Annotated in this window: 16 protein-coding genes and 1 pseudogene; 5 read left to right on the top strand and 12 right to left on the bottom strand. The window is 44.2% G+C overall.

The features are described 5' to 3' along the window. Window positions 1-10: 10 nt before the first annotated feature. Window positions 11-475: a hypothetical protein gene (locus tag MHM99_RS16605; protein ID WP_049586693.1), complete on the bottom strand. Its 465-nt coding sequence runs from the start codon at window positions 473-475 to the stop codon at window positions 11-13. 242 nt (window positions 476-717) lie between these two features. Between MHM99_RS16605 and MHM99_RS16610 the strand changes: the two genes are divergently transcribed. After that, window positions 718-1,491: a diguanylate cyclase gene (locus MHM99_RS16610; RefSeq protein WP_239220188.1), complete on the top strand. Its 774-nt coding sequence runs from the start codon at window positions 718-720 to the stop codon at window positions 1,489-1,491. 214 nt (window positions 1,492-1,705) lie between these two features. Here MHM99_RS16610 and MHM99_RS16615 read toward each other — a convergent pair whose 3' ends face one another. Then, window positions 1,706-2,518, bottom strand: a complete 813-nt coding sequence (locus MHM99_RS16615) for a pyruvate, water dikinase regulatory protein (RefSeq protein ID WP_049586695.1) — start codon at window positions 2,516-2,518, stop codon at window positions 1,706-1,708. 272 nt (window positions 2,519-2,790) lie between these two features. Here MHM99_RS16615 and ppsA point away from each other — a divergent pair, with 272 nt between their 5' ends. Together ppsA and MHM99_RS16625 are read left to right on the top strand one after the other, a co-directional pair. Then, window positions 2,791-5,163 carry a phosphoenolpyruvate synthase gene (gene ppsA, locus MHM99_RS16620; RefSeq protein WP_239220189.1) on the top strand — a complete coding sequence of 791 codons (2,373 nt, stop codon included), beginning with the start codon at window positions 2,791-2,793 and terminating at the stop codon, window positions 5,161-5,163. A gap of 328 nt (window positions 5,164-5,491) precedes the next feature. Continuing rightward, window positions 5,492-5,641, top strand: a complete 150-nt coding sequence (locus tag MHM99_RS16625; RefSeq protein ID WP_155279892.1) for a hypothetical protein — start codon at window positions 5,492-5,494, stop codon at window positions 5,639-5,641. A 721-nt stretch (window positions 5,642-6,362) separates the two neighbouring features. On the opposite strand, the gene MHM99_RS16630 is transcribed toward MHM99_RS16625, so the two are convergent. The 3 genes from MHM99_RS16630 to MHM99_RS16640 form a co-directional block, all read right to left on the bottom strand. After that, entirely contained in the window at window positions 6,363-8,624 is a 2,262-nt protein-coding gene (locus MHM99_RS16630) for a molybdopterin cofactor-binding domain-containing protein (protein ID WP_239220190.1), read from the bottom strand. After that, window positions 8,621-9,127 (bottom strand): (2Fe-2S)-binding protein, encoded by a 507-nt coding sequence (locus MHM99_RS16635; protein WP_131138056.1) that lies wholly within the window; start codon window positions 9,125-9,127, stop codon window positions 8,621-8,623. Before MHM99_RS16635 ends, MHM99_RS16630 begins: the two co-directional genes overlap by 4 nt. 367 nt (window positions 9,128-9,494) lie before the next feature. After that, a complete protein-coding gene (locus tag MHM99_RS16640; protein WP_014976394.1) occupies window positions 9,495-9,710 on the bottom strand; it encodes a PGPGW domain-containing protein in 216 nt (71 codons plus the stop codon). A gap of 327 nt (window positions 9,711-10,037) precedes the next feature. On the opposite strand from MHM99_RS16640, the gene MHM99_RS16645 reads away from it, so the two are divergent. Further along, window positions 10,038-10,454, top strand: a complete 417-nt coding sequence (locus MHM99_RS16645) for a DUF4826 family protein (protein ID WP_014949321.1) — start codon at window positions 10,038-10,040, stop codon at window positions 10,452-10,454. 47 nt (window positions 10,455-10,501) lie between these two features. Here MHM99_RS16645 and MHM99_RS16650 read toward each other — a convergent pair whose 3' ends face one another. The 7 genes and pseudogenes from MHM99_RS16650 to MHM99_RS16680 form a co-directional block, all read right to left on the bottom strand. Further along, a complete protein-coding gene (locus MHM99_RS16650; RefSeq protein ID WP_014949322.1) occupies window positions 10,502-10,960 on the bottom strand; it encodes a GNAT family N-acetyltransferase in 459 nt (152 codons plus the stop codon). A gap of 9 nt (window positions 10,961-10,969) precedes the next feature. Beyond that, the gene (locus tag MHM99_RS16655) at window positions 10,970-12,136 is read right to left on the bottom strand and encodes a cupin domain-containing protein (RefSeq protein WP_039229486.1); all 1,167 of its coding nucleotides are present in this window, start codon (window positions 12,134-12,136) and stop codon (window positions 10,970-10,972) included. Window positions 12,137-12,491: 355 nt separating this feature from the next. After that, a complete protein-coding gene (locus MHM99_RS16660) occupies window positions 12,492-13,325 on the bottom strand; it encodes an adenylate/guanylate cyclase domain-containing protein (RefSeq protein WP_239220191.1) in 834 nt (277 codons plus the stop codon). Window positions 13,326-13,431: 106 nt separating this feature from the next. Then, window positions 13,432-14,799, bottom strand: a complete 1,368-nt coding sequence (gene purB / locus MHM99_RS16665; RefSeq protein ID WP_039229483.1) for an adenylosuccinate lyase — start codon at window positions 14,797-14,799, stop codon at window positions 13,432-13,434. Between the two features lie 13 nt (window positions 14,800-14,812). Further along, complete coding sequence (hflD, locus tag MHM99_RS16670; RefSeq protein ID WP_014949326.1) at window positions 14,813-15,439, bottom strand: high frequency lysogenization protein HflD; 627 nt, start codon at window positions 15,437-15,439, stop codon at window positions 14,813-14,815. Between the two features lie 2 nt (window positions 15,440-15,441). Beyond that, window positions 15,442-16,548, bottom strand: a pseudogene (gene mnmA, locus MHM99_RS16675) (tRNA 2-thiouridine(34) synthase MnmA); the annotation flags it as partial. 371 nt (window positions 16,549-16,919) lie between these two features. Continuing rightward, window positions 16,920-17,462, bottom strand: coding sequence for an rRNA large subunit pseudouridine synthase E (locus MHM99_RS16680; RefSeq protein ID WP_049586714.1), 543 nt, complete (start codon window positions 17,460-17,462; stop codon window positions 16,920-16,922). 513 nt (window positions 17,463-17,975) lie between these two features. Here MHM99_RS16680 and MHM99_RS16685 point away from each other — a divergent pair. Continuing rightward, complete coding sequence (locus MHM99_RS16685) at window positions 17,976-20,195, top strand: NADP-dependent isocitrate dehydrogenase (RefSeq protein ID WP_239220192.1); 2,220 nt, start codon at window positions 17,976-17,978, stop codon at window positions 20,193-20,195. The last annotated feature ends 299 nt before the right edge of the window (window positions 20,196-20,494 follow it).

The following is a 20,494-nucleotide window of genomic DNA, read 5'->3' on the forward strand; positions in this document are numbered from 1 at the left end:
CAACTACCTTTTAAGGCTGATACGGAAGCGAAGATTGATGAAGGATAATGCGAATTTTTCCGTCTTCACATTGTTTGAAAACAAAGCTCTTGTTTACAAAAATATGGCTGTCGTCTTCGCCGATAAAGTGTACGTTACACTGAACAATGGCAAGCTCACCGTTTAAGATAAAGTCTTCTTTGCTATACCAAACCTTCACCCATGGCTTTAATTTAAAGCCATTGTCGTTTGGATAGTCGCTATTACCGCCTACGAAATAAGATAAAGCGCCTTTTTTTGTTGGGCGAAATGTTTGAGAGCCAAAAGTAAGCGTAGGTTTAAAGAGTACTTTTCCATTATCGTAGTCGTAGTTATCTGACAGCACTTGTGAAGCGAATGCTTTTACATCGCCACCTTCAGCGTGCACTTTACCTACCGCTACTACATTGTCGCACCAAGTTTGTAGTGCGGTATGAACCATTTCTTCTGTGAACATGTTATTTCTCCCAAGATAATGTGCAATGTTATATTGTATCATTATGATTTGTTTACAATATCGATAAATTAATGAATTGTAACTGTTTATCCGTGATAGTCATTTTCTATCAGCAAGCGCTAAGACCTGTCGATTGCATAACTTCAATTTTTCCAATAAGAAAACCTGTTACCTATTAGACATTAAAAAATGTTAATCATTCTTAATCTAATCTTCTGTTTTCAACGTTACAACGTTATCTGATGTCGAGTTTACAAGCTATTACATCTGTAATGCTTAGACTTAATGTAGAAGGTTTAGTCATGAATGACGTTACACAGCTAATATTGATGTATTTCATCATACCGCTGTGGTTCACAGCAGGGATAGTCGACTGGTTTTGCCACCGCAGCAGTAATATTGCTGCTACCGCGGGGCCGAAGGAGTCCTTAATTCATCTATTGATGTTTATAGAGGTAGGAATTCCTCTTTTTATGGTTCTCCTCTTTGAGGTGAATAGTTTAATTATTGCTGCAGGTATTCTGTTTTTCTTCTTACATGAATTAACAGCACTGTGGGACGTTAGCTATGCGGTATCGAAAAGAAGAGTGGGGCCTATTGAGCAGCATGTGCACAGCTTTTTGGAAATGATACCGCTGCTCGCATTAATTTTGGTAATTGCCAGACATTGGTCTCATTTTATAGCGTTATTCGGACTGGGCGAAAGTCCTGCTGATTTTGGTCTGCGGTTTAAGCAAGAGCCCCTTCCAACATGGTATTTACTATCAGTTATCGCCGTTGCTACCGTGCTAGAATTTTTACCTTATGTAGAGGAGTTGATTAGAGGTATGAAAGCAAAAGAAAAAAGTTCACAAGAAAAAACGACGTTGTCTTCAGATGAAGAAAAACAATCCAATAGTAAAGCGGACGTTTCACATCAGGATGCAGAAGCTGCGAGCCCTTATGCATCATCTGTTGCAGGTGAAGAAGACCCAGGTGTAGCGCTTGAAGAATTGGTAGAAAGCAACAAGAAGTGACGCTTCAATAGTAAATAATAAAAGGGCAAGCGAGACCGCAAATACTAGAGCTACTATCGCCTAGTTAGCCTAAACTTGACCAGAATCTAGGTAATGTGGTGCCTTGTCGCTTTACATAGTTAAAGGCACCACCGCGACATAAAAAGTGTTGTATAAAATACAGCGGGTAAATATGGCAGCTTCGTACAAAGTTACTGAATACTTAAAAGCCCGCTTAGTACTTACGACGTTTGAGCCCCGTCTCTGCCAATATTTTTGCTGAGATCTCTTCAATCGAGTACTTAGTGCTATTTAAAAACGGGATTTTTTCCTTTCTATACAAGTTTTCTACTTCACGCAGTTCCATTCGACATTGTGGCAGCGATGCATATTTGCTGTTTGCACGGCGCTCTGAACGTATTTGATGGAGTCTATCCGCTGCAATCGTTAGCCCAAAAAGCTTATGTTTGAACCTGCGTAGGGCAGGGGGAAGCTTAAGCATGTCGCCCATGTCTTCTTCTGTAAAAGGGTAGTTCGCTGCTTTTATTCCGTATTGAAGGGCTAAGTAAAGACTTGTTGGCGTTTTACCCGAGCGTGAAACACCAGTAAGAATGATGTCTGCTTCATCGTAATCTTTTAGATTAGAGCCATCGTCATTAGCCAGTGCGTAGTTTACGGCCTCAATTCTAATATCGTAGGTGGTTTCGTGGATACTGTGTGTACGATGTTTTTCTGGTTTTGAAGGAACACCCAATACTTTTTCCAGTGGCGCTACGAATTGATCGAGAAAATTATAGTTAATGCCCACAGATTTCGAGATTATTTTGCGAATATCTACATTCACAATTGTATAAAAAACGAGCGGCCTTTCTCCGGTGTCTTGAAAACTTTCAGAAATTTGCTGTAAAACTTTGTGAGCTTGTTCCTCAGTTTCAACGAATGGAATGGTGTTGTGATTGAAAGAAACGGGAAACAGGGAAAGCAGGGCGTGGCCGAAGACCTCTGCAGTGATGGCTGTACCATCTGAAATATAAAAAGCTGTGCGCACAACATATCCTTAACATTGGTGTAATTTTATTACAAAAGTAATAAAGGGTTTACATTCTGAATTTCCCCATTCTAAGATGATTTCGTCGAAAAGCTACACGGTTCTTGTGAATGATGGCAAATATCAATAGGTTTGCTGTCAAACGTAATGGACAGCGTTAACAGTGGTTTTCACCACATATCGACTACAATTTGATGAGTTTCAGGTGACAAAAAGCACAAACCTGAAATTAACCTCATACCCTACACATAAAAAAGCTGGAGGCTTGGGCTGTGCAAGAATACGTACTTTGGTATCAAGAACTGGGCATGCATGATGTGGGTCGCGTAGGCGGCAAAAATGCATCATTAGGCGAGATGATTTCAAACCTGGCGAACGCCGGTGTGCAGGTGCCGGGAGGTTTTGCTACCACCGCCGAGGCATTTAATGAGTTTCTAGAGCAAAGTGGCCTAGAAGCGCGTATCCACGAAGTCTTAGACTCGTTAGACGTAGATGACGTAAACGCACTGACCGAAGCGGGTAAGAATATCCGCCAGTGGATCATCGACACACCTTTCCAAGGAAAGCTAGAAGAAGAAATCAAAACTGCGTTTGTCACATTACAGGGTGATGCAGGTGAAGAAGCGTCATTTGCAGTGCGTTCATCAGCCACGGCTGAAGATATGCCTGATGCGTCTTTCGCAGGTCAACAAGAGACTTTCCTAAACGTTAAAGGCTATGAAGCCGTGCTTGTGGCAATTAAGCACGTGTTCGCATCGCTATTTAACGACCGCGCTATTTCATATCGCGTTCACCAAGGATACGACCACAAAGGCGTGGCGCTATCTGCAGGCATACAACGCATGGTGCGTAGTGATATCGCATCATCAGGCGTTATGTTTACTATCGATACAGAGTCTGGCTTTGAAGACGTTGTATTTATTACCAGCTCATTTGGTTTAGGTGAAATGGTGGTGCAGGGTGCGGTTAACCCTGATGAGTTCTATGTTCACAAACCAACACTTGATAAAGGCCTGCCTGCTATCGTTCGTCGTAACCTTGGTAGTAAGCTGACTAAAATGGTGTACTCAGATGATGAAGCACACGGTAAGCAAGTGTCTATTGTCGATATTGATGCAGCTGACAGCAAAACCTTCTCGTTGACTGATGACGAAGTAATGGAGCTTGCTAAACAGGCGCAGATCATTGAAAACCACTACAAGCGTCCTATGGACATCGAGTGGGCAAAAGATGGCGCAGACGGCAAACTATACATTGTTCAGGCTCGCCCTGAAACGGTACGCAGCCGTGAAGACTCACAGAGCATCGAGCGATTCCAGTTGAAAGGTCAAAGCAACATTGTTTGTGAAGGCCGTGCAATTGGTCACAAAATCGGTGCTGGTGTAGCGAAAGTGCTTGATTCAATTGAAGAGATGGACAAAATCCAGGCGGGTGATGTTCTGGTAACTGACATGACAGACCCTGACTGGGAACCTATCATGAAGAAGGCTTCTGCTATTGTTACCAACCGCGGTGGCCGTACGTGTCACGCGGCAATCATCGCGCGTGAGTTAGGTATTCCAGCGGTTGTGGGTTGTGGTAACGCGACTGACAGTATCGAGAACGGCGACAAAATTACTGTGTCTTGTGCTGAAGGTGACACTGGTTTTATCTACGGTGACGAACTAGAGTTCGACGTAGTGACCTCACGCATTGACGCAATGCCTGACCTACCGCTGAAAGTCATGATGAACGTGGGTAACCCCGATCGCGCATTTGATTTTGCTCGCTTGCCAAACGCAGGTGTTGGTCTTGCGCGTCTTGAGTTTATTATCAACCGCATGATTGGCGTGCACCCTAAAGCACTACTTAATTTCGACAGCCAGCCTGAAGAGTTGAAAGAAGAAATTAGCGATATGATTGCAGGCTACGAGTCGCCTACGGAATACTACATCGAGAAATTGGTGGAAGGTATTTCAACCATTGGCGCTGCATTCTCGCCAGAGAAAGTTATTGTTCGTATGTCAGATTTCAAATCGAACGAATACTTCAACTTAGTGGGCGGTTATCAATACGAGCCAGACGAAGAAAACCCAATGTTGGGTTTCCGTGGTGCAAGCCGCTACATCTCTGAAGATTTCCGCGATTGTTTTGCCCTTGAATGTGAAGCCATTAAGCGCGTTCGCAATAAAATGGGCTTGACCAATGTTGAGATCATGATCCCGTTTGTTCGTACATTAGAAGAAGGTCGTCAAGTTATCGAGCTTCTTGAAGAGCAGGGACTTAAGAAAGGTGAAAATGGCCTTCGCGTTATCATGATGTGTGAACTGCCATCAAACGCTTTGCTTGCTGATAAGTTCCTAGACATTTTCGACGGTTTCTCTATTGGGTCTAACGACTTAACGCAGTTAACCCTTGGTCTAGATCGCGACAGCGGTCTTATCGCGCACTTGTTTGATGAACGTGATGAAGCGGTGAAGGCATTGTTGTCAATGGCAATTCAGGCAGCGAAGAAGCGTGGAAAATACGTAGGCATTTGTGGCCAAGGTCCATCAGATCACGAAGACTTCGCCGCGTGGCTGGTACAAGAAGGGATTGATTCGGTATCACTTAACCCTGATACCGTGGTTGAAACCTGGCTTTACCTGGCTGAAAAGCACGGCTAATTACGTAGCTCGGATGTGAAGGCGAGATAGGGTCAGAATTATCTAGTTTTCCATCTAACGTCGTGTTATTTCACGACGTTATCGCTTTGATATTATTGAAAAAGAGACCATAAGGTCTCTTTTTTTTTGTTAGGCAACTTAAAGTGATGGCCACTCATCTAGAAGCAAATCTTTGCTCGTGTTTCATTCCTTAAAAAAACTGTGGTTATTTAGCAAAACTATGCATTTTTGCGTGTTGAAAACATGACTTTGTGTAATTAAAAATGTAATATTACAAAGTGACTTTCACTTTGAATCTTTGATTAATAATTAACTTGGTTGAATTCTCATGGCACATAATGACAGCGCAGTTTCAGTAAATACTTCCGAAGAAAACGTTATGCAATCACGCTCTGTGGTAGAGCAGTTGGCGGAAGCGCAAAAAGAAATTAACGAGCTTAAAATGCAGTTAATGTGGATGGAACGCAACTACGAGTAAGAATAACCTATTGGAATAAGGCGGGAATTAACCGTCAAACACTGAAAGTGTTTTCCTTCTAATTGTAAGGTTACAGGTTGATTTACAGTTTGAATGAAAGGAGGTCATGTTGGCCTCCTTTTTTGTCTCTAATGGTTGTTTGCTGCTCTTAAGCAATGGCTTAGTTAGTTGGAAATGGCGAATATGCTAATGACTAGGTTTTTTCGCCTTTTTGATGTGCAACAAAACTCAAGACCTTCTTATATTACTTGGTTAAATTATGTCCGGTTGGATTAGTGTGCTATTGTAAATAACGTTTGGCTAACAGTATGCATGAGGCAGGGAGGGAAACTAAGATGGCTTATAAATTTAAGTTTTTTGCACAACCTGTAATCAGTAACATCAGAACGTTCTGTGAAGCTGCGCTGGTTGAATTCACTATTGGTCTGATATGTGCAGTTTTCGCCTATGCAAGTTATGGTGTATTTATTCACCTTTTTGTTGCTTGCGTTGTTATCTCGATAGCGTGTTTTTGCCTAAGTATCTATAACTTATATAGTCTTTTCTATTATTCATAAAGCAATTCGCTTTTTCGCTACTATTGAGACACACCCGAAAACAGCATACATCCATAAAAAAAGGGTTAACACTGTGTGTTAACCCTTTTTGATATGATTGCCTGTCTTAAATAGCGTTAGTATTTATTCATCAAACCAGCGATTAAGCCGAATCTATAGAATGCTTACGCTTTAAGCTGGTTACCAATAGGTAGCTGGCGAATACGCTTACCGCATGCAGCAAAAATGGCATTGCACAGCGCTGGCGCATACACGGGGGTTGCAGGTTCACCTACACCTGCTGGCGGCGCATCGCTTTCAATTACTTCAACTTCTACCTCTAGTGGTGAATCGCTCATGCGCGGTACACGGTAGTTGTGGAAGTTACTCTGCTGTACACGCCCTTTATCAAACGTTATACCGTCACTGATTGCTGTTGTGATACCGTAAACCGAGCCGCCTTGGGTTTGGTTTTTAACCGTATCGGTGTTAACTACAGTACCTGCATCAATAGCTACCCATGATTTAATCACGCTAAGATCGCCAGCGTCAGACACCTCAACTTCAACCACAGTAGCAACGTAAGTTAAAAAGCTACGGTGCGCAGCAATACCCAGTCCGCGGCCTTTAGGCATGTTGCGGCCCCAGCCTGCCATGTCAGATACTTTCTCAATTACATTACGAAGACGGCCTGTATCCAAAGGATAAACCGACTTATCACCCCAATAGTTTTGATATTCGGCTTTTTGATCCGTCACATCAATAATTCTATCAGGACCAATTACTTCCAATAGGTAATCTTTAGCGTCTTTGCCTGCTTTGTGGGCTGCTTCATTAATAAACGACTGTACAGCAAACGCGTGGAAGATGTTCGATACTGAACGCATCCATCCAATACGGGCTTTGGCTGGCGCTTCACCGCGCTCTAACTTCATGTTGGGCGTAAGAATAGGGTTATCCGTAAAGCCCAAATCTAACTCAAAGCTAAAGGGTGCGTTCGCGCCCTCTTGGAACGTAGAGGCAATAGGTGAAAACGCGGTTCTGTGAAGATAAGCGTCAATTTTACCGTTTTCATCAAGTGCAGCTTCAACATGTTGAGCGGAAACCGCGTGATAGAAACCGTGCTGAATATCATCTTCACGTGTCCATTGAACGCGAATTGGCTTGCCCGTTTTCATTGATAGGAATGCTGCTTCCGCTGAAAAGTCAGGCTTAGATTTACGCCCGAAAGCACCACCTAGCATGGTAACGTGAACATTGATTTTTTCTTTGTCCATGCCAACCATAGCGCCCACGGTTTCCATATCAGCCTGCGGATTTTGTGTTGCTGCCCATACGTCAACGCGATCTTTATAGTACATGGCAGTAGCACATGGTGGCTCCATTGGGGCTTGTGCTAAATGCGGCACGTAATAGTCAGCAACCAGTTTGTCGCTGGCTTTTTCTAAAACGCTCAACGCATCGCCTTTTTCTCTAACAAGCGCTTGAGGTGCATTTACTGTGTTAAGCAACTGCTCTTTAAAGTTCGCTGAGTTATAGTCGCCATTTGCGCCATCGTCCCAGGTGACGTCTAATGCTTTGCGGCCTTGCCATGCTGCCCATGTGTTGTTAGCTATAATGGCTAGCCCACCTTTTGGTTGGAACTGAGGCGCACCTTTTGGCGCTGGAATTTCAATTACATCAACAACGCCATTAACCGCTTTTGCTTTATCTGCATTGAAGCTTTTCACCTTACCGCCCACTACAGGTGGGCGTTCGATTATAGCAACAAGTGCTTTTGGCTCGCGCACGTCGGCGGCGAAGGTTGCTTTACCGGTAACGATATCTTGAAGGTCGATATGCGCCATACCGGTATTGATGTAACGCCATTCTTTCCTTTCTTTAAGCTTAAGCTTATCTGCTTCTGGCGGCGTAATGGTTAATGCATCGTCTATTAAGTCTTTATAAGCAAGCGTTTTACCTGAAGTGTGTGTTACCACATGCTGCTCGGCAACACAGGTACTTGGCTCAACACCCCAACGCTTAGCTGCTGCATGTTGCATCATATAACGCACGCTTGCGCCCATTTCTCGAAGACGCTGCATATTGAAGCGGATACTACGCGAGCCATCGGTGTTTTGGTCACCGTATTTGGGGTCGCCTTTGCCTTGAATAACAATGACTTTGTCCCACGCAGCTTCCATCTCGTCAGCTACAATTTGCGCAATGGCGGTTCGGATCTGTTGACCCATTTCGCTGCGGTGACACGTTACTTCAACCATGCCGTCAGGGCGAAGTGCAATGAACAAGTTTGCGCGCTTTGCGTTTTCCGCCGGCTTTGCTAATACGCCAGCCATGGCGCGAGGTGCACTACCCATAAAATAGGTACCAAGAACCAGTGCGCCTGCCGCTGCTGTCGATTTTAAGAAACTGCGGCGATTCATATCAAAATAGGTATTCTCACTCATGCTTCTTCTCCCGCTTGGGCTGGGTCAAAGTAGCTCACGCCAGCGTTGCCGCTTATTGATTTCGACGCAGACTTAATGGCCTTGTGAATGCGAGGGTACGTTCCGCAACGACAGATGTTGCCCGACATATTCTGAACAATTTCTTCGTCACTTGGCGTTGGGTTGGTTGATAATAGACTGGCAGCTTGCATGATTTGCCCACATTGGCAGAAACCACATTGTGGTACTTTGTGTTCTACCCACGCTTTTTGGACAGGGTGATCGCCATTTTCGCTTAGCCCTTCAATAGTGGTAATTTTTCTGCCTTGAACGGCTGACACAGGCAATACGCAAGAGCGTTGTGCCATGCCATCAATGTGAACAGTACAAGCGCCACATTGCGCCATACCACAGCCAAACTTAGGTCCTGTAAGATTTAATTCGTCACGAAGGTACCACAACACTGGTGTTGATGGGTCACCAGAAAATTCGTGTTTGTTACCATTAACGGTAAACGTGATCATGGTCTTGTCTCCATAGGTAAGCGAAAGATATGACTTGGACCAGATTGTTTAAATCTGGCCTACCCAAGCAGCGCAATGCGGGGTCAACGCATTGCACAAAATCATATCGATACGGTTACATTGCCTGATGATACGAACTATCTAAGATGCTGAGCATGCTCAGATAATTGCCACTATTATTATTGTTAAAGGCTTCGCAATTTATACTTTAGATTACGTTAACACGCATTGCATCATTACGCATTTACATAAGTTTAATTGCTAACACTTTGCGACAAAGTGGTGAGAGATGAGGAGGGGGGCGAAACGCACTGTACGTTATGGCGTGCTCAACTTTCTAAAAGCACACCTGTTAGAACAAAAACAATTAACGCAGCTTTCGCATAAGAAGAAAACGATCAATTCTACGGGCACCACTCGTCATTGTTTTTTGGCTGTATTTGAGCCAGCTTCGCGCTTTTGGCCAGTCGTAACTTAAGAGCACTAAACCGCCTACCACTAACAAGATAGAGCCCGGAAGTAATGTTAGAACAATACCGCCGATAAACAGGATTGCTCCAAGGGTAAGTCTTACTATTCGCATGTATAAACACTCGGCTTCGTGAAGTTTTCATCTCACAGTTTCGCCCAAAGATGCACATTTGCCAATATGAAAAATGTAAATGTTTGTGCCCGATCTTTGAATAACTGGGTGTTGGGTATTCTTAAAGATTGTCGAATAAGTAAGCGGTTAACACCTTCGGTGGGCACAATGCCCTAATTGCGGTGGAAAGCAGGGATGAAATAAAGTACAAAGATAAAAAAGGCGTACGCTACGAACTAGTGGCAAAACTGCCTAGAAGGTAACTGAGACATGCGTATCAAGTAGCAGTACTAGTAAGAACAGATAACGATAATAATGAGAGTAAAAATGGCAGAACAACCAGAAAACCAACCAATCAGTGATGAAGAGCGCGCAACGTGGGTACGAGAACAGTTTCAAAAGGCAAACAAATTTTTAGCGGAAAATGGCGTGTTGTTTGATTCTGTTATTACCGAAGAAAGTCGTTATTTAATGCCGTACCTTGCAGTTTGGAAAATTAGAGCAATGGACAGTAAACGCTATTGGGTTATTAGTGGTGATTTACCTTCTGATTACACATCAGTCGATAACGCCAAAGACGCCAAGGACGTACTGCGTCACTTTGCTATGCATTGGCAGTTGAAAGCAGAAAACCTTATTAATGCAGAGGGCGCAGACGATACCCAAAAGGCGTTTGGTGCTTTACTAATTAATCGTGCTGAAAGCTTGTTTGCCATGCAGAACGCGCCAGATCTTTGGAACTAATTCCAGGCAATAGCCTGTATTAGTGAGACGGTTTGTAAATACATAGCTTAATGAAGTTGAGTCACGTCCGGAAGAGGAAATCGCTCTGCCGGACATTTTAGGCGCTGTCTTGGAACGCCTGCGTCCATAAATACTTGCCCGTCGGGAATAAAACCAATGGATTGGTGATAGGACACGCTTTCTAAATTGCAGACTACTTTGATAATGGGGACGTTGTTTTGCTTTGCCGTGTTAATCAGCGCTTCAAACAAAGCGCGATAAACAGGCAATGTTCTGTGGCAGCGCTTAACAGCAATTCGGCCTAGTTCGCCTCGTTTGGTTAAGCGCCCAGTGGCAATGGGTTCGTTTTCATCATTGACGATAAGCACATGGCACGCTGAGCTGTCGTGTTCGTCGAACTCGCTTGCCTCGGGGACGCGCCACTCTAAAACAAATACATGTTCCCTTAGTGCTTTTAGTCGATGTTTATCCTTTTCCCAATCGACGTTTTGTATCGTAAACGCCATACTTACCTGTTAACCTTCGAACCATTCCCAGTAACCATTATTGATAAGTGTAGTTAAGGTTTCTAAAAATGTAAAAGAAGGCGCGTCTTGGCAACACGTTGCGTTCAAAACGCCTCCTGATGCCAGCACTTCAAACCATTCTTGGTCACTTTTGCCAAATTCGAACTGACTGCCATTTACAAAGAGCGCGCGAGGAAGACCACGCTTACCGTCACATAGTAATGCACGCACACCCGGTGCAGGAACAAAGCTAATGCCTGCGGCAAACTCATTTGAAATTTGCTCTAGCGATACTTCGTCTTCTAGCGGATATTCAGGAATGCCTTGTTCACTCATGGCTTCTAGAAGTGCCAAAGTAAAGTCTTCACCGTTTATCGCATCTATGAGCTGCTGCTTAAGAATGGCAACATCGCTTGGATTTACCCAAGCACGATTGCCTTGCATAGAGCGGCTTGCATCGGTAAAGCGATAATTATGTGCGCCTTTATCCAACATCATCGCCAGGCTTTCCGCTAGTTGCAGGTTGTCCGGAGCACGATAACCCACAGAGTAGGTCAGGCTATCTTCAATTGTCGCTCCATCATGAGGCCAGCCCGGTGGTACGTACACCACATCGCCAGGCTCAACCACAACATCTATAACAGGGTCGAAGCCTTCAATTTGTCTTAATTTTGGATGTGGAAAAACTTCTTTATAGTCCGCCGGCTTGCCCACACGCCAGCGTCTTCGGCCCTTACCTTGAACTAAAAATACATCATATTGGTCGATGTGAGCACCAACGCCTGCACCATTGGTGGCGAAGCTCACCATCAGGTCGTCCAATCGCCAATTAGGGATAAAAGAAAAGGGATCTAGTAGAGGGGTTACGTCGGGCACATATTTATCTACGCCTTGAACTAGTAATGTCCATTTGCCCTGACATGCTTTGTCAAAATCGGTAATTGGCCCTTGTTCAACATGCCAGCTGCCTTTCACGTTGCTAATAATACGTGCATCCACTTCCGACTCTTGTGCTAGACCGGCAAGATCGTTCTCATCGATAGGATCTACAAAGTTGTCAAAGAAGTGTTTGATGACTACCGGCTTTTGCTGCCAGTAGTTTTTTAGAAAGGTTTCTGCATTAAAGCCGTTTCCAGATTGTGCATCAATAATGTACGAATTGTCGTTAGTGGGCATAGTGTCTCTTATAGTAAGCCAATTAAATGGGTTTAATCTGTTGATTTAAGTATTGTGCGTGGCGTTACAAATATGCGGTAAGCGTTAGCACTTTGTCAAAAGCGAGGTTGAAGCTTATGGGCGGCATTATCGATTATTGAAACGTTTATTGCTACCTTGCATTTACTTCACCTGATTCAACAGGGAGAGCCGAATTCATAACGGTTCGCATAGATAATTACCCACTCAGCGAAACTTAACATGTTCGTACTCTCGGCGAGTTACTGCAGGTGTAATTCATCTAACTTAGAAATCACGTGCTTTTTAGCTCAATGTTTACATGGCATGGGTGGTTATCAGATGCGCTAGACAGGAGTTAGCAAACGTATGCGCTCATTAGCATTGTTTTTGTGTGCAGTTGTTTTGGTAGAAACGTAGTTTCTTTGCAATTTTCGCCACACATTTTTGACTCACTGAGTTTCCGCTTGTCGTGTTCACGCGTTGAAAGCTCAGTGTTAGCGTTTATATTTGAACCACAAGTGAAGTACGTATTAAAGGAACAAGGGTTATTCGCACTCGCGCTAGAGCGATGAATAATCTGTCGTTTAACCAGGCTGTAAGACTTCTCACAAATAGCAATTGTATTAGGTGCTGTGTATTGCTCTAACATTGCAGCCCTATTTACCGTAGTCCCCCAAATATCAAAGCCTGCAAGCGGGCGAGAAGATTGGCCGGCAAGTAAAGAGCCTGTTGCAATGCCAACTCGCAGTTGGCTTGAAGATGAAGCTAAAAGGTCGTTGCTATTTACAAGATCGCGAGCGCGACATGCGAATTCGATGGCGTTCACCAGAGCGTTCAAAAGCGAGTGTGTTGTACTACTGTGTTCGCCGCTAAAACCAACCGCAATATATTGATCGCCGTTTGTTTTTAATGGCGAAAGGTGTAAATCAGCGGCAAGCACATCGAATTCAGAAAACAGGCTATCTACAAGTCTGGCGCATGTAATGTCGCCATATTTAACTGAGAGTTGTTGGAAGCCTGATAGGTCACAAAAAATGACGACGGCATTTTTTATACAGCTTTTTAAATTCGCGGCACTACTTTTGGTTTCTAGCGTTGGACTTAACACCTTCGAAACCGTGGGGGAAAGTACAACACAGTGTTTTTCCTGCAATGAGAAAGGAGTGTGGTTCGTGTTGCGTAAATCCATTTGCTTGCTCCCACGCGTAGGTGAAAATTCAATGTAGAGAAATTTAGGAATAAAAAAACGCGGTACTAATGACCGCGTTTTTCAGTGTAGTGGAAAGCGTAAGGGCTTATAACTGATCTACAAGCCTGATTGCATCACCGATGTATGTAGCAGGCGTTAATGCCTTAAGCTCTGCTTTGGCCGCTTCTGGCATATCTAGGTTATCAATAAACTCAGCAATGACCTCAGCGTTTACTTTCTTACCACGGGTCAGCTCTTTTAGCTTCTCGTATGGCTTTTCAATACCGTAACGACGCATAACAGTTTGAATAGGCTCTGCAAGCAGTTCCCAATTGTTGTTTAGCTCGTTAAGTAAGCTTTGCTCATTAACTTCTAACTTGCTAATACCTTTCAAAGTAGCCTGATACGCAATAACCGCATAACCTACACCTACGCCAAGGTTACGTAGTACGGTTGAGTCAGTAAGGTCACGTTGCCAGCGAGAGATAGGAAGCTTAGCTGCTAAATGGTCAAAAATAGCGTTCGCCAGACCTAAGTTACCTTCTGAATTTTCGAAATCGATAGGGTTAACTTTGTGTGGCATGGTAGAAGAGCCGATTTCGCCAGCTACCGTTTTTTGCTTGAAGTGACCCAGTGCAATGTAACCCCAAACGTCACGGTCGAAATCGATAAGAATGGTGTTAAAGCGCGCAATGGCATCAAACATTTCTGCAATATAGTCATGCGGCTCTATTTGCGTAGTGAACGGGTTCCAGGTTAGACCTAGTGAGGTAACAAACTTCTCTGAAACTTCGTGCCAATCTACATCTTTATACGCTGACAAGTGTGCGTTGTAGTTGCCTACAGCACCGTTAATCTTACCAAGTAACTCAACACCTGCGATTTGGCTACGCTGACGCTTCAGGCGAATAGCCACGTTTGCCATTTCTTTACCCATGGTGGTAGGTGAAGCAGGCTGACCGTGAGTACGTGCCATCATAGGTACGTTCTGGTAGCGCTTAGCAAGCTCTACTAGCGCTTCAATTAATTTGTCACAGTAAGGAAGAATAACGGTCTCGCGGGCTTCGCGAAGCATTAAGCCATGTGAAAGGTTGTTGATGTCTTCAGACGTACACGCAAAGTGGATAAACTCATTTACTGCTGAAAGCTCACTATTGTCGGCAACCTTCTCTTTAAGAAAGTATTCAACCGCTTTCACATCGTGGTTTGTTGTGCGCTCGATTTCTTTGATGCGCATGGCATCTTCAACACTAAATTCAGCTACTATTTTGTCTAGTAGTGCATTTGACGTGTCTGTAAAAGCAGGAACTTCTTCAATTTGTGGGTTAGTAGACAGCATTTGTAACCAACGTACTTCTACTTCTACACGGTATTTTAATAAGCCGTACTCACTGAAAATACTGCGTAATTCTACGCTTTTGCCAGCATATCGACCATCGACAGGGGAAATTGCAGTTAACTGACTCAGTTCCACCTTAAGCTCCTCACTAGTTTATTAATCGTAGTGCTTTAACAGCACTGTTAAGAATGTGTTTGCGTTTAAATAAAATGTTTCTTCGTTTTCCACCCATCTGACGCCACATTACTGCAGCCCTAACACCTGCAAGCAAAAGCGCACGCACTTTATGCTGAGTAGCAGGTTGGCTTAAATAATCTGGGTTACCAGCTACCTGAATACGCGGTGCTAGCGGACTGATGATATCGCTGTAAATGCTCGCTAAAGAGGAGACTATTTGTGGGTTTTGGAAATCGATGTGAGCAAGCTGGCGCTGAACATGGGAAATACGTTCGCCCAGTTCCTGCATTGCTTTAGGCTTTCTCGCTAGCTTTCTTTCAAGGCCTAGAATACTAGCTATATAGCGGGTTAATTCCGTATCTTTTGTTGCTTGTTTGTCAGATAGCTGTGCTGCGAGTGTGGTGTAACCGGTTTTTAAGTTGGCGAGCTGGCCGAAGACCTGTTGAGGTGTTTCTGGGTCAGTAACCAGTATGCTCGATAAGCTGGCCTCTATAGCCTCGTTATCGGCAGAACCTCGTCTGGCAAGCTGCTGAACCAGCGCAGCAGCTTGACATACACCAGCAAGAGCTAGGTTATTTTCTATGTCGGTATCTAACATCAGCGAATATAACTCTCAATAATACCGCCGCCAAGGCAAACTTCGTCACTATAGAACACCGCTGACTGCCCCGGCGTTACCGCCTTCTGCGGCTCATCAAACATCACTTCAATGGTGTCGTCTTGAGTTGGCGTTATTGTACATGGGATATCGGCCTGACGATAACGGGTTTTAACTACCGCGCGCGTAGGCTCTGTAATCGTTTTTCTATCCACCCAGTGTAGCTGCTTTGCTACCAAGCCTTTCGAGTATAGGCGAGGGTGGTCGGCACCTTGGCCCACAATAAGTACGTTGCGTGCAACATCTTTATCTACCACATACCAAGGGTCGTCACCGTATTTGGCTAATCCACCAATGTGTAAGCCTTTACGTTGACCTAGCGTGTGGTACATCAAGCCTTCGTGTTGGCCAATTTCTTCGCCTTCTGCTGTTTCAATAACGCCAGGCTGAGCTGGAAGATAACGTGCTAGGAAGTCTTTGAATTTGCGTTCACCAATAAAGCAAATCCCGGTAGAGTCTTTCTTATCATGAGTGATAAGACCTTGCTCCTCGGCAATTTTGCGAACTAATGGCTTTTCGATGTCACCCACAGGGAAGAGCGTTTTAGCAACGTGCTCTTCGCCTAATGTGTAAAGAAAGTAGCTCTGGTCTTTGTTGTTATCAAGACCGCGTAGCATTTGCCATTTACCGTCAACTTCTCGGCGACGAACATAGTGACCAGTAGCAATGTAGTCAGCGCCAAGGTCTTCTGCTGCAAATTCAAGAAACGCTTTAAACTTGATTTCTTTGTTGCACATAATATCTGGGTTTGGCGTACGGCCCGCTTTGTATTCCTCTAAGAAATACTCAAACACGTTATCCCAGTATTCTGCTGCAAAGTTAATGGTGTGCAGTTCAATGCCTAGTTTGTCAGCAACCGCTTGTGCATCTTTTAAATCTTCCGCTGCGGCACAGTATTCATCGTTGTCGTCTTCTTCCCAGTTTTTCATGAAAAGACCTTCAACCTGATAACCCTGTTGTTGGAGTAGGTAGGCTGAAACAGACGAATCGACACCGCCGGACATTCCGACGATCACTTTTTTGCTGGCGTTAGATTCAATATCACTCACTATGGATTGCACACTCATTTGATTAATAAAAAAGAAACCGTATTTGTTAAATCAGTCACCAATTAACATGTTGATAAATATGCTAAGGCGCTTACCCACTCAGTGGGCCATACCACTAATCAGCCACTTACAAATCGGCCCGTTTTCGAGGTCGCGGATTTTATCAGATTCCGATAGCTAATTCACATTTAATCCTTATCTGATTAAGTAATTAAATATGTGCCAAGCGGCCGTTGGCCTTTGCTGTAAAAAATTGTCTATATGCAAAGATGAACAGCAACCTTTAACAGCGCTAAAAATCCGTGATGTTTCGGTGCCTCTTTTAGTGTGGTCAAGGAAGGTGATTTCAAGTATTAGAAATTGAATTGCCTTTAAAAGTGAACGTAGCTGCCATTATCAATACCATCAATGGTCCAATTACCCACGCGATATCTGATGAGCCGAAGGGTGGGGTAGCCGACGTGCGCTGTCATACGTCGCACTTGTCTGTTTCTGCCTTCTGTAATGGTAATTTCTACCCAGCTAGTAGGGATCGACTGTCTAAAACGTACGGGCGGATTCCGCGGCCACACGCCAGGTGCTTCCATGGCTTTTACTTTCGCGGGGCGAGTCATTCCATCTTTTAATTCTACACCGTCACGCAGCGCCTGCATTGCTTTTTCGTCCATAATACCTTCAACTTGCACCCAATAGGTTTTGCTGGTTTTAGCTTTTGGGTTAGCAAGTTTATGCTGAAGCTTTCCGTCATTGGTGAGTACGAGAAGACCTTCCGAATCTCTGTCGAGTCGTCCTGCGGCATACACACCGGGAACATCAATATAGTCCTTTAGGGTTTCTCTACCGTCTGCATCAGTAAATTGAGAAAGAACTTGAAAGGGCTTATTAAAAAGCACCACTTTAGCGTTTGAAGACATATTACTTCCGCTTGTTTAAATTCAAAATTTCGGGGGGGATTTTACGACAAATGACGATGCTTCGCATGGGAAAATCAACCGCAAATAGTGGTTTGCTCAATGAAGTTTGTCGATAAATTCGGTGATCTTATGAGTTAAGACAATGGTATGACTTGTAACTCAAACTTTCGACCCTATACTAATGGTCGCTCCCATTTTTATAAGAGAGCGCATCTGCATAATTATTAGACAGTTTTAGCAGTGATAAGCGGGCTTGCTTATACATCGTATCTCGAAATTGCGTACGACTAGGTAGTCGAGTGCAAAGCCATGAGATGCATATTGCTAACATAGGGAATTGAATAATATGTAGGGAAGAAAACAGCAAGTGACCTAGTGCTTAATAAAAGCAAAAGGTGGAAAACATCAAATACGTTTCGCAATGACTGTGGGCGTGACATGAACATGTTGCGGGTTGTTGCGACCTAATGGACTAAAGACGACAGTACCCTGTCGAGAAAATTGAGGTATATAATGACCAAGTCTAAGATCATCTACACGAAGACTGATGAAGCGCCAATGCTGGCGACTTACTCACTTCTTCCTATCATCCAGAAGTTTGCTGCGGCTGCAGATATCGACGTTGAGCTAAGCGATATTTCACTTGCTGCACGTGTTTTGGCAAATTTCCCTGAGTATCTTTCTGAAGAACAAAGAGTGCCAGACGCGCTAGCTGAACTGGGTGAGATGACCCAAGACCCGAACGCTAACATCATCAAGCTTCCAAACATCAGTGCCTCAATTCCACAGCTTCGTGCAACTATCAAAGAATTAAACGCAAAAGGCTTTAACGTACCAGCGTTCCCTGATTCACCAAAAACTGCTGAAGAAGAAGACATTCGCGAACGTTACGGTAAGGTGCTAGGTAGTGCAGTAAACCCTGTATTACGTGAAGGTAACTCAGATCGCCGTGCCCCAACCGCAGTTAAAAATTATGCACGCAAGCACCCGCATTCAATGGGTGAGTGGTCTCAAGCATCACGTTCTCACGTAGCTCACATGCGCGGCGGCGACTTCTACTCGGGTGAGAAGTCTGTAACCGTGGAAAAAGATGGTTATGTAAGCATTGAATTTACGGGTAAAGATGGTAGTAAGAAAACCCTTAAACCGCGTGTGGACTTGCTAGCTGGCGAAGTTATCGACGGCATGTTTATGAGCAAGAAAGCGCTGTGTGAATTCTTCGAAGAGCAAATTGAAGATGCGAAAAACACAGGCGTTCTTTTCTCACTACACGTAAAAGCGACCATGATGAAGGTGTCTCATCCAATCGTGTTCGGTCACTGCGTAAAAGTATTTTACAAAGATCTATTCAACAAATGGGGCGACCTGTTTGAAGAGCTAGGTGTTAACCCTAACAATGGTCTTGGTAGCGTTTACGACAAAATTGCGAGCTTACCTGAAAGCCAGCGCTCAGAAATTCAAAAAGATATCAACGCATGTTATGCCGACCGCCCACCAATGGCGATGGTGAACTCTGACAAGGGTATCTCGAACCTTCACGTACCAAGTGACGTAATTGTTGATGCTTCTATGCCAGCCATGATTCGTAACTCTGGTCAAATGTGGGGACCAGATGGAAAGGCGCACGACACGAAAGCGGTGATTCCAGAAAGTACTTATGCAACCATTTACCAGGAAGTTATCAACTTCTGTAAAACGCATGGTGCATTCGACCCGACAACGATGGGTACAGTGCCTAACGTTGGTCTAATGGCGCAAAAAGCAGAAGAGTACGGTTCACACGACAAAACGTTTGAACTAGAAGCAGACGGTACTGTGTCGATTATTGACCAAGACGGCAATGTTCTTATCTCTCACGATGTTGAAGAAGGTGATATCTGGCGTATGTGTCAGGTGAAAGATGCACCTATTCAAGATTGGGTTAAGCTAGCGGTAACGCGTTCACGTCAATCTGGTATGCCTGCGGTATTCTGGCTAGATGACGAACGTGCTCACGATGCGCAACTTATCAAGAAAGTTGAAAAGTACCTACAAGACCATGATACCAACGGTCTAGACATTCAGATTATGTCTCCTGTACGCGCTATTCGCTACAGCATGGAACGTGCAATTCGCGGTCTGGATACCATTTCAGTAACGGGTAACGTACTTCGTGATTACCTTACTGATTTGTTTCCAATCCTAGAGCTTGGTACCAGTGCTAAAATGCTATCAATTGTTCCGTTGATGGCTGGTGGCGGCCTTTACGAGACTGGCGCGGGCGGCAGTGCACCTAAGCACGTGCAACAGTTCGTTGAAGAAGGCCACTTGCGTTGGGACTCACTCGGTGAATTCCTGGCACTTGCTGTATCGCTAGAAGATGTTGCTATTAAGCACAGCAACACCAAAGCAAAAGTTATTGCTACTGCACTTGATAAAGCAACGGAAAAATTACTAAACAACGGTAAGTCTCCGCTTCGTAAAGCAGGCCAGTTGGACAACCGTGGTAGCCATGTTTACCTAGGTCTATACTGGGCTGAAGAAGTAGCGAACCAAACGGAAGACGCAGATTTAGCTGCGCAATTTAAGCCAGTGTATGAAGAGTTGTCTGCGAAAATTGACGACATCTTGGCTGAGATTGATGCAACGCAAGGTAGCGCGCAAGAAATTGGTGGTTACTACTACCCTGACGAAGACAAGCTTTTCGCAACCATGTCTCCAAGTAAGACATTAAAAGCTATCCTAGGCGCATAGTATTTTGTGTATGTGCGTTAGGCTTTTAGGTCTAGCGCATAGAATAGTATTCTCACACCTGAGAAGCTATTTCAAAACAACGTTTAAACGCCCTCTCTTCAAACGAGAGGGCTTTTTTTATGTAGAACCACTATACCTGCGGTAACACGCCGCGATTACGAACATTTTAAACCTCGCGGAGTAGGCAATGATCTATGCGGACTAATGGTATGGACCCTCTCCTCCCATAAAGGCTTCAAATGAGCCAAGATAGGGTTGTTCAAATCACTATCAAGAAGGAGAAGGTCACATGAGTAAGG

Source organism: Alteromonas sp. MmMcT2-2 (assembly GCF_022348305.1).
In the GTDB taxonomy this organism is placed as follows: domain Bacteria; phylum Pseudomonadota; class Gammaproteobacteria; order Enterobacterales; family Alteromonadaceae; genus Alteromonas; species Alteromonas macleodii.

Bases quoted from the DNA above. Each gene is read 5' to 3' on its own strand.
- MHM99_RS16610 (WP_239220188.1), top strand. From the start codon at position 718: ATGTCGAGTTTACAAGCTATTACATCTGTAATGCTTAGACTTAATGTA.
- MHM99_RS16655 (WP_039229486.1), bottom strand. From the start codon at position 12,136: ATGCCCACTAACGACAATTCGTACATTATTGATGCACAATCTGGAAAC.
- MHM99_RS16685 (WP_239220192.1), top strand. From the start codon at position 17,976: ATGACCAAGTCTAAGATCATCTACACGAAGACTGATGAAGCGCCAATG.
- MHM99_RS16635 (WP_131138056.1), bottom strand. From the start codon at position 9,127: ATGATCACGTTTACCGTTAATGGTAACAAACACGAATTTTCTGGTGAC.
- MHM99_RS16605 (WP_049586693.1), bottom strand. From the start codon at position 475: ATGTTCACAGAAGAAATGGTTCATACCGCACTACAAACTTGGTGCGAC.
- MHM99_RS16640 (WP_014976394.1), bottom strand. From the start codon at position 9,710: ATGCGAATAGTAAGACTTACCCTTGGAGCAATCCTGTTTATCGGCGGT.
- MHM99_RS16680 (WP_049586714.1), bottom strand. From the start codon at position 17,462: ATGTCTTCAAACGCTAAAGTGGTGCTTTTTAATAAGCCCTTTCAAGTT.
- MHM99_RS16650 (WP_014949322.1), bottom strand. From the start codon at position 10,960: ATGGCGTTTACGATACAAAACGTCGATTGGGAAAAGGATAAACATCGA.
- MHM99_RS16645 (WP_014949321.1), top strand. From the start codon at position 10,038: ATGGCAGAACAACCAGAAAACCAACCAATCAGTGATGAAGAGCGCGCA.
- MHM99_RS16625 (WP_155279892.1), top strand. From the start codon at position 5,492: ATGGCACATAATGACAGCGCAGTTTCAGTAAATACTTCCGAAGAAAAC.
- hflD (WP_014949326.1), bottom strand. From the start codon at position 15,439: ATGTTAGATACCGACATAGAAAATAACCTAGCTCTTGCTGGTGTATGT.
- MHM99_RS16630 (WP_239220190.1), bottom strand. From the start codon at position 8,624: ATGAGTGAGAATACCTATTTTGATATGAATCGCCGCAGTTTCTTAAAA.
- MHM99_RS16660 (WP_239220191.1), bottom strand. From the start codon at position 13,325: ATGGATTTACGCAACACGAACCACACTCCTTTCTCATTGCAGGAAAAA.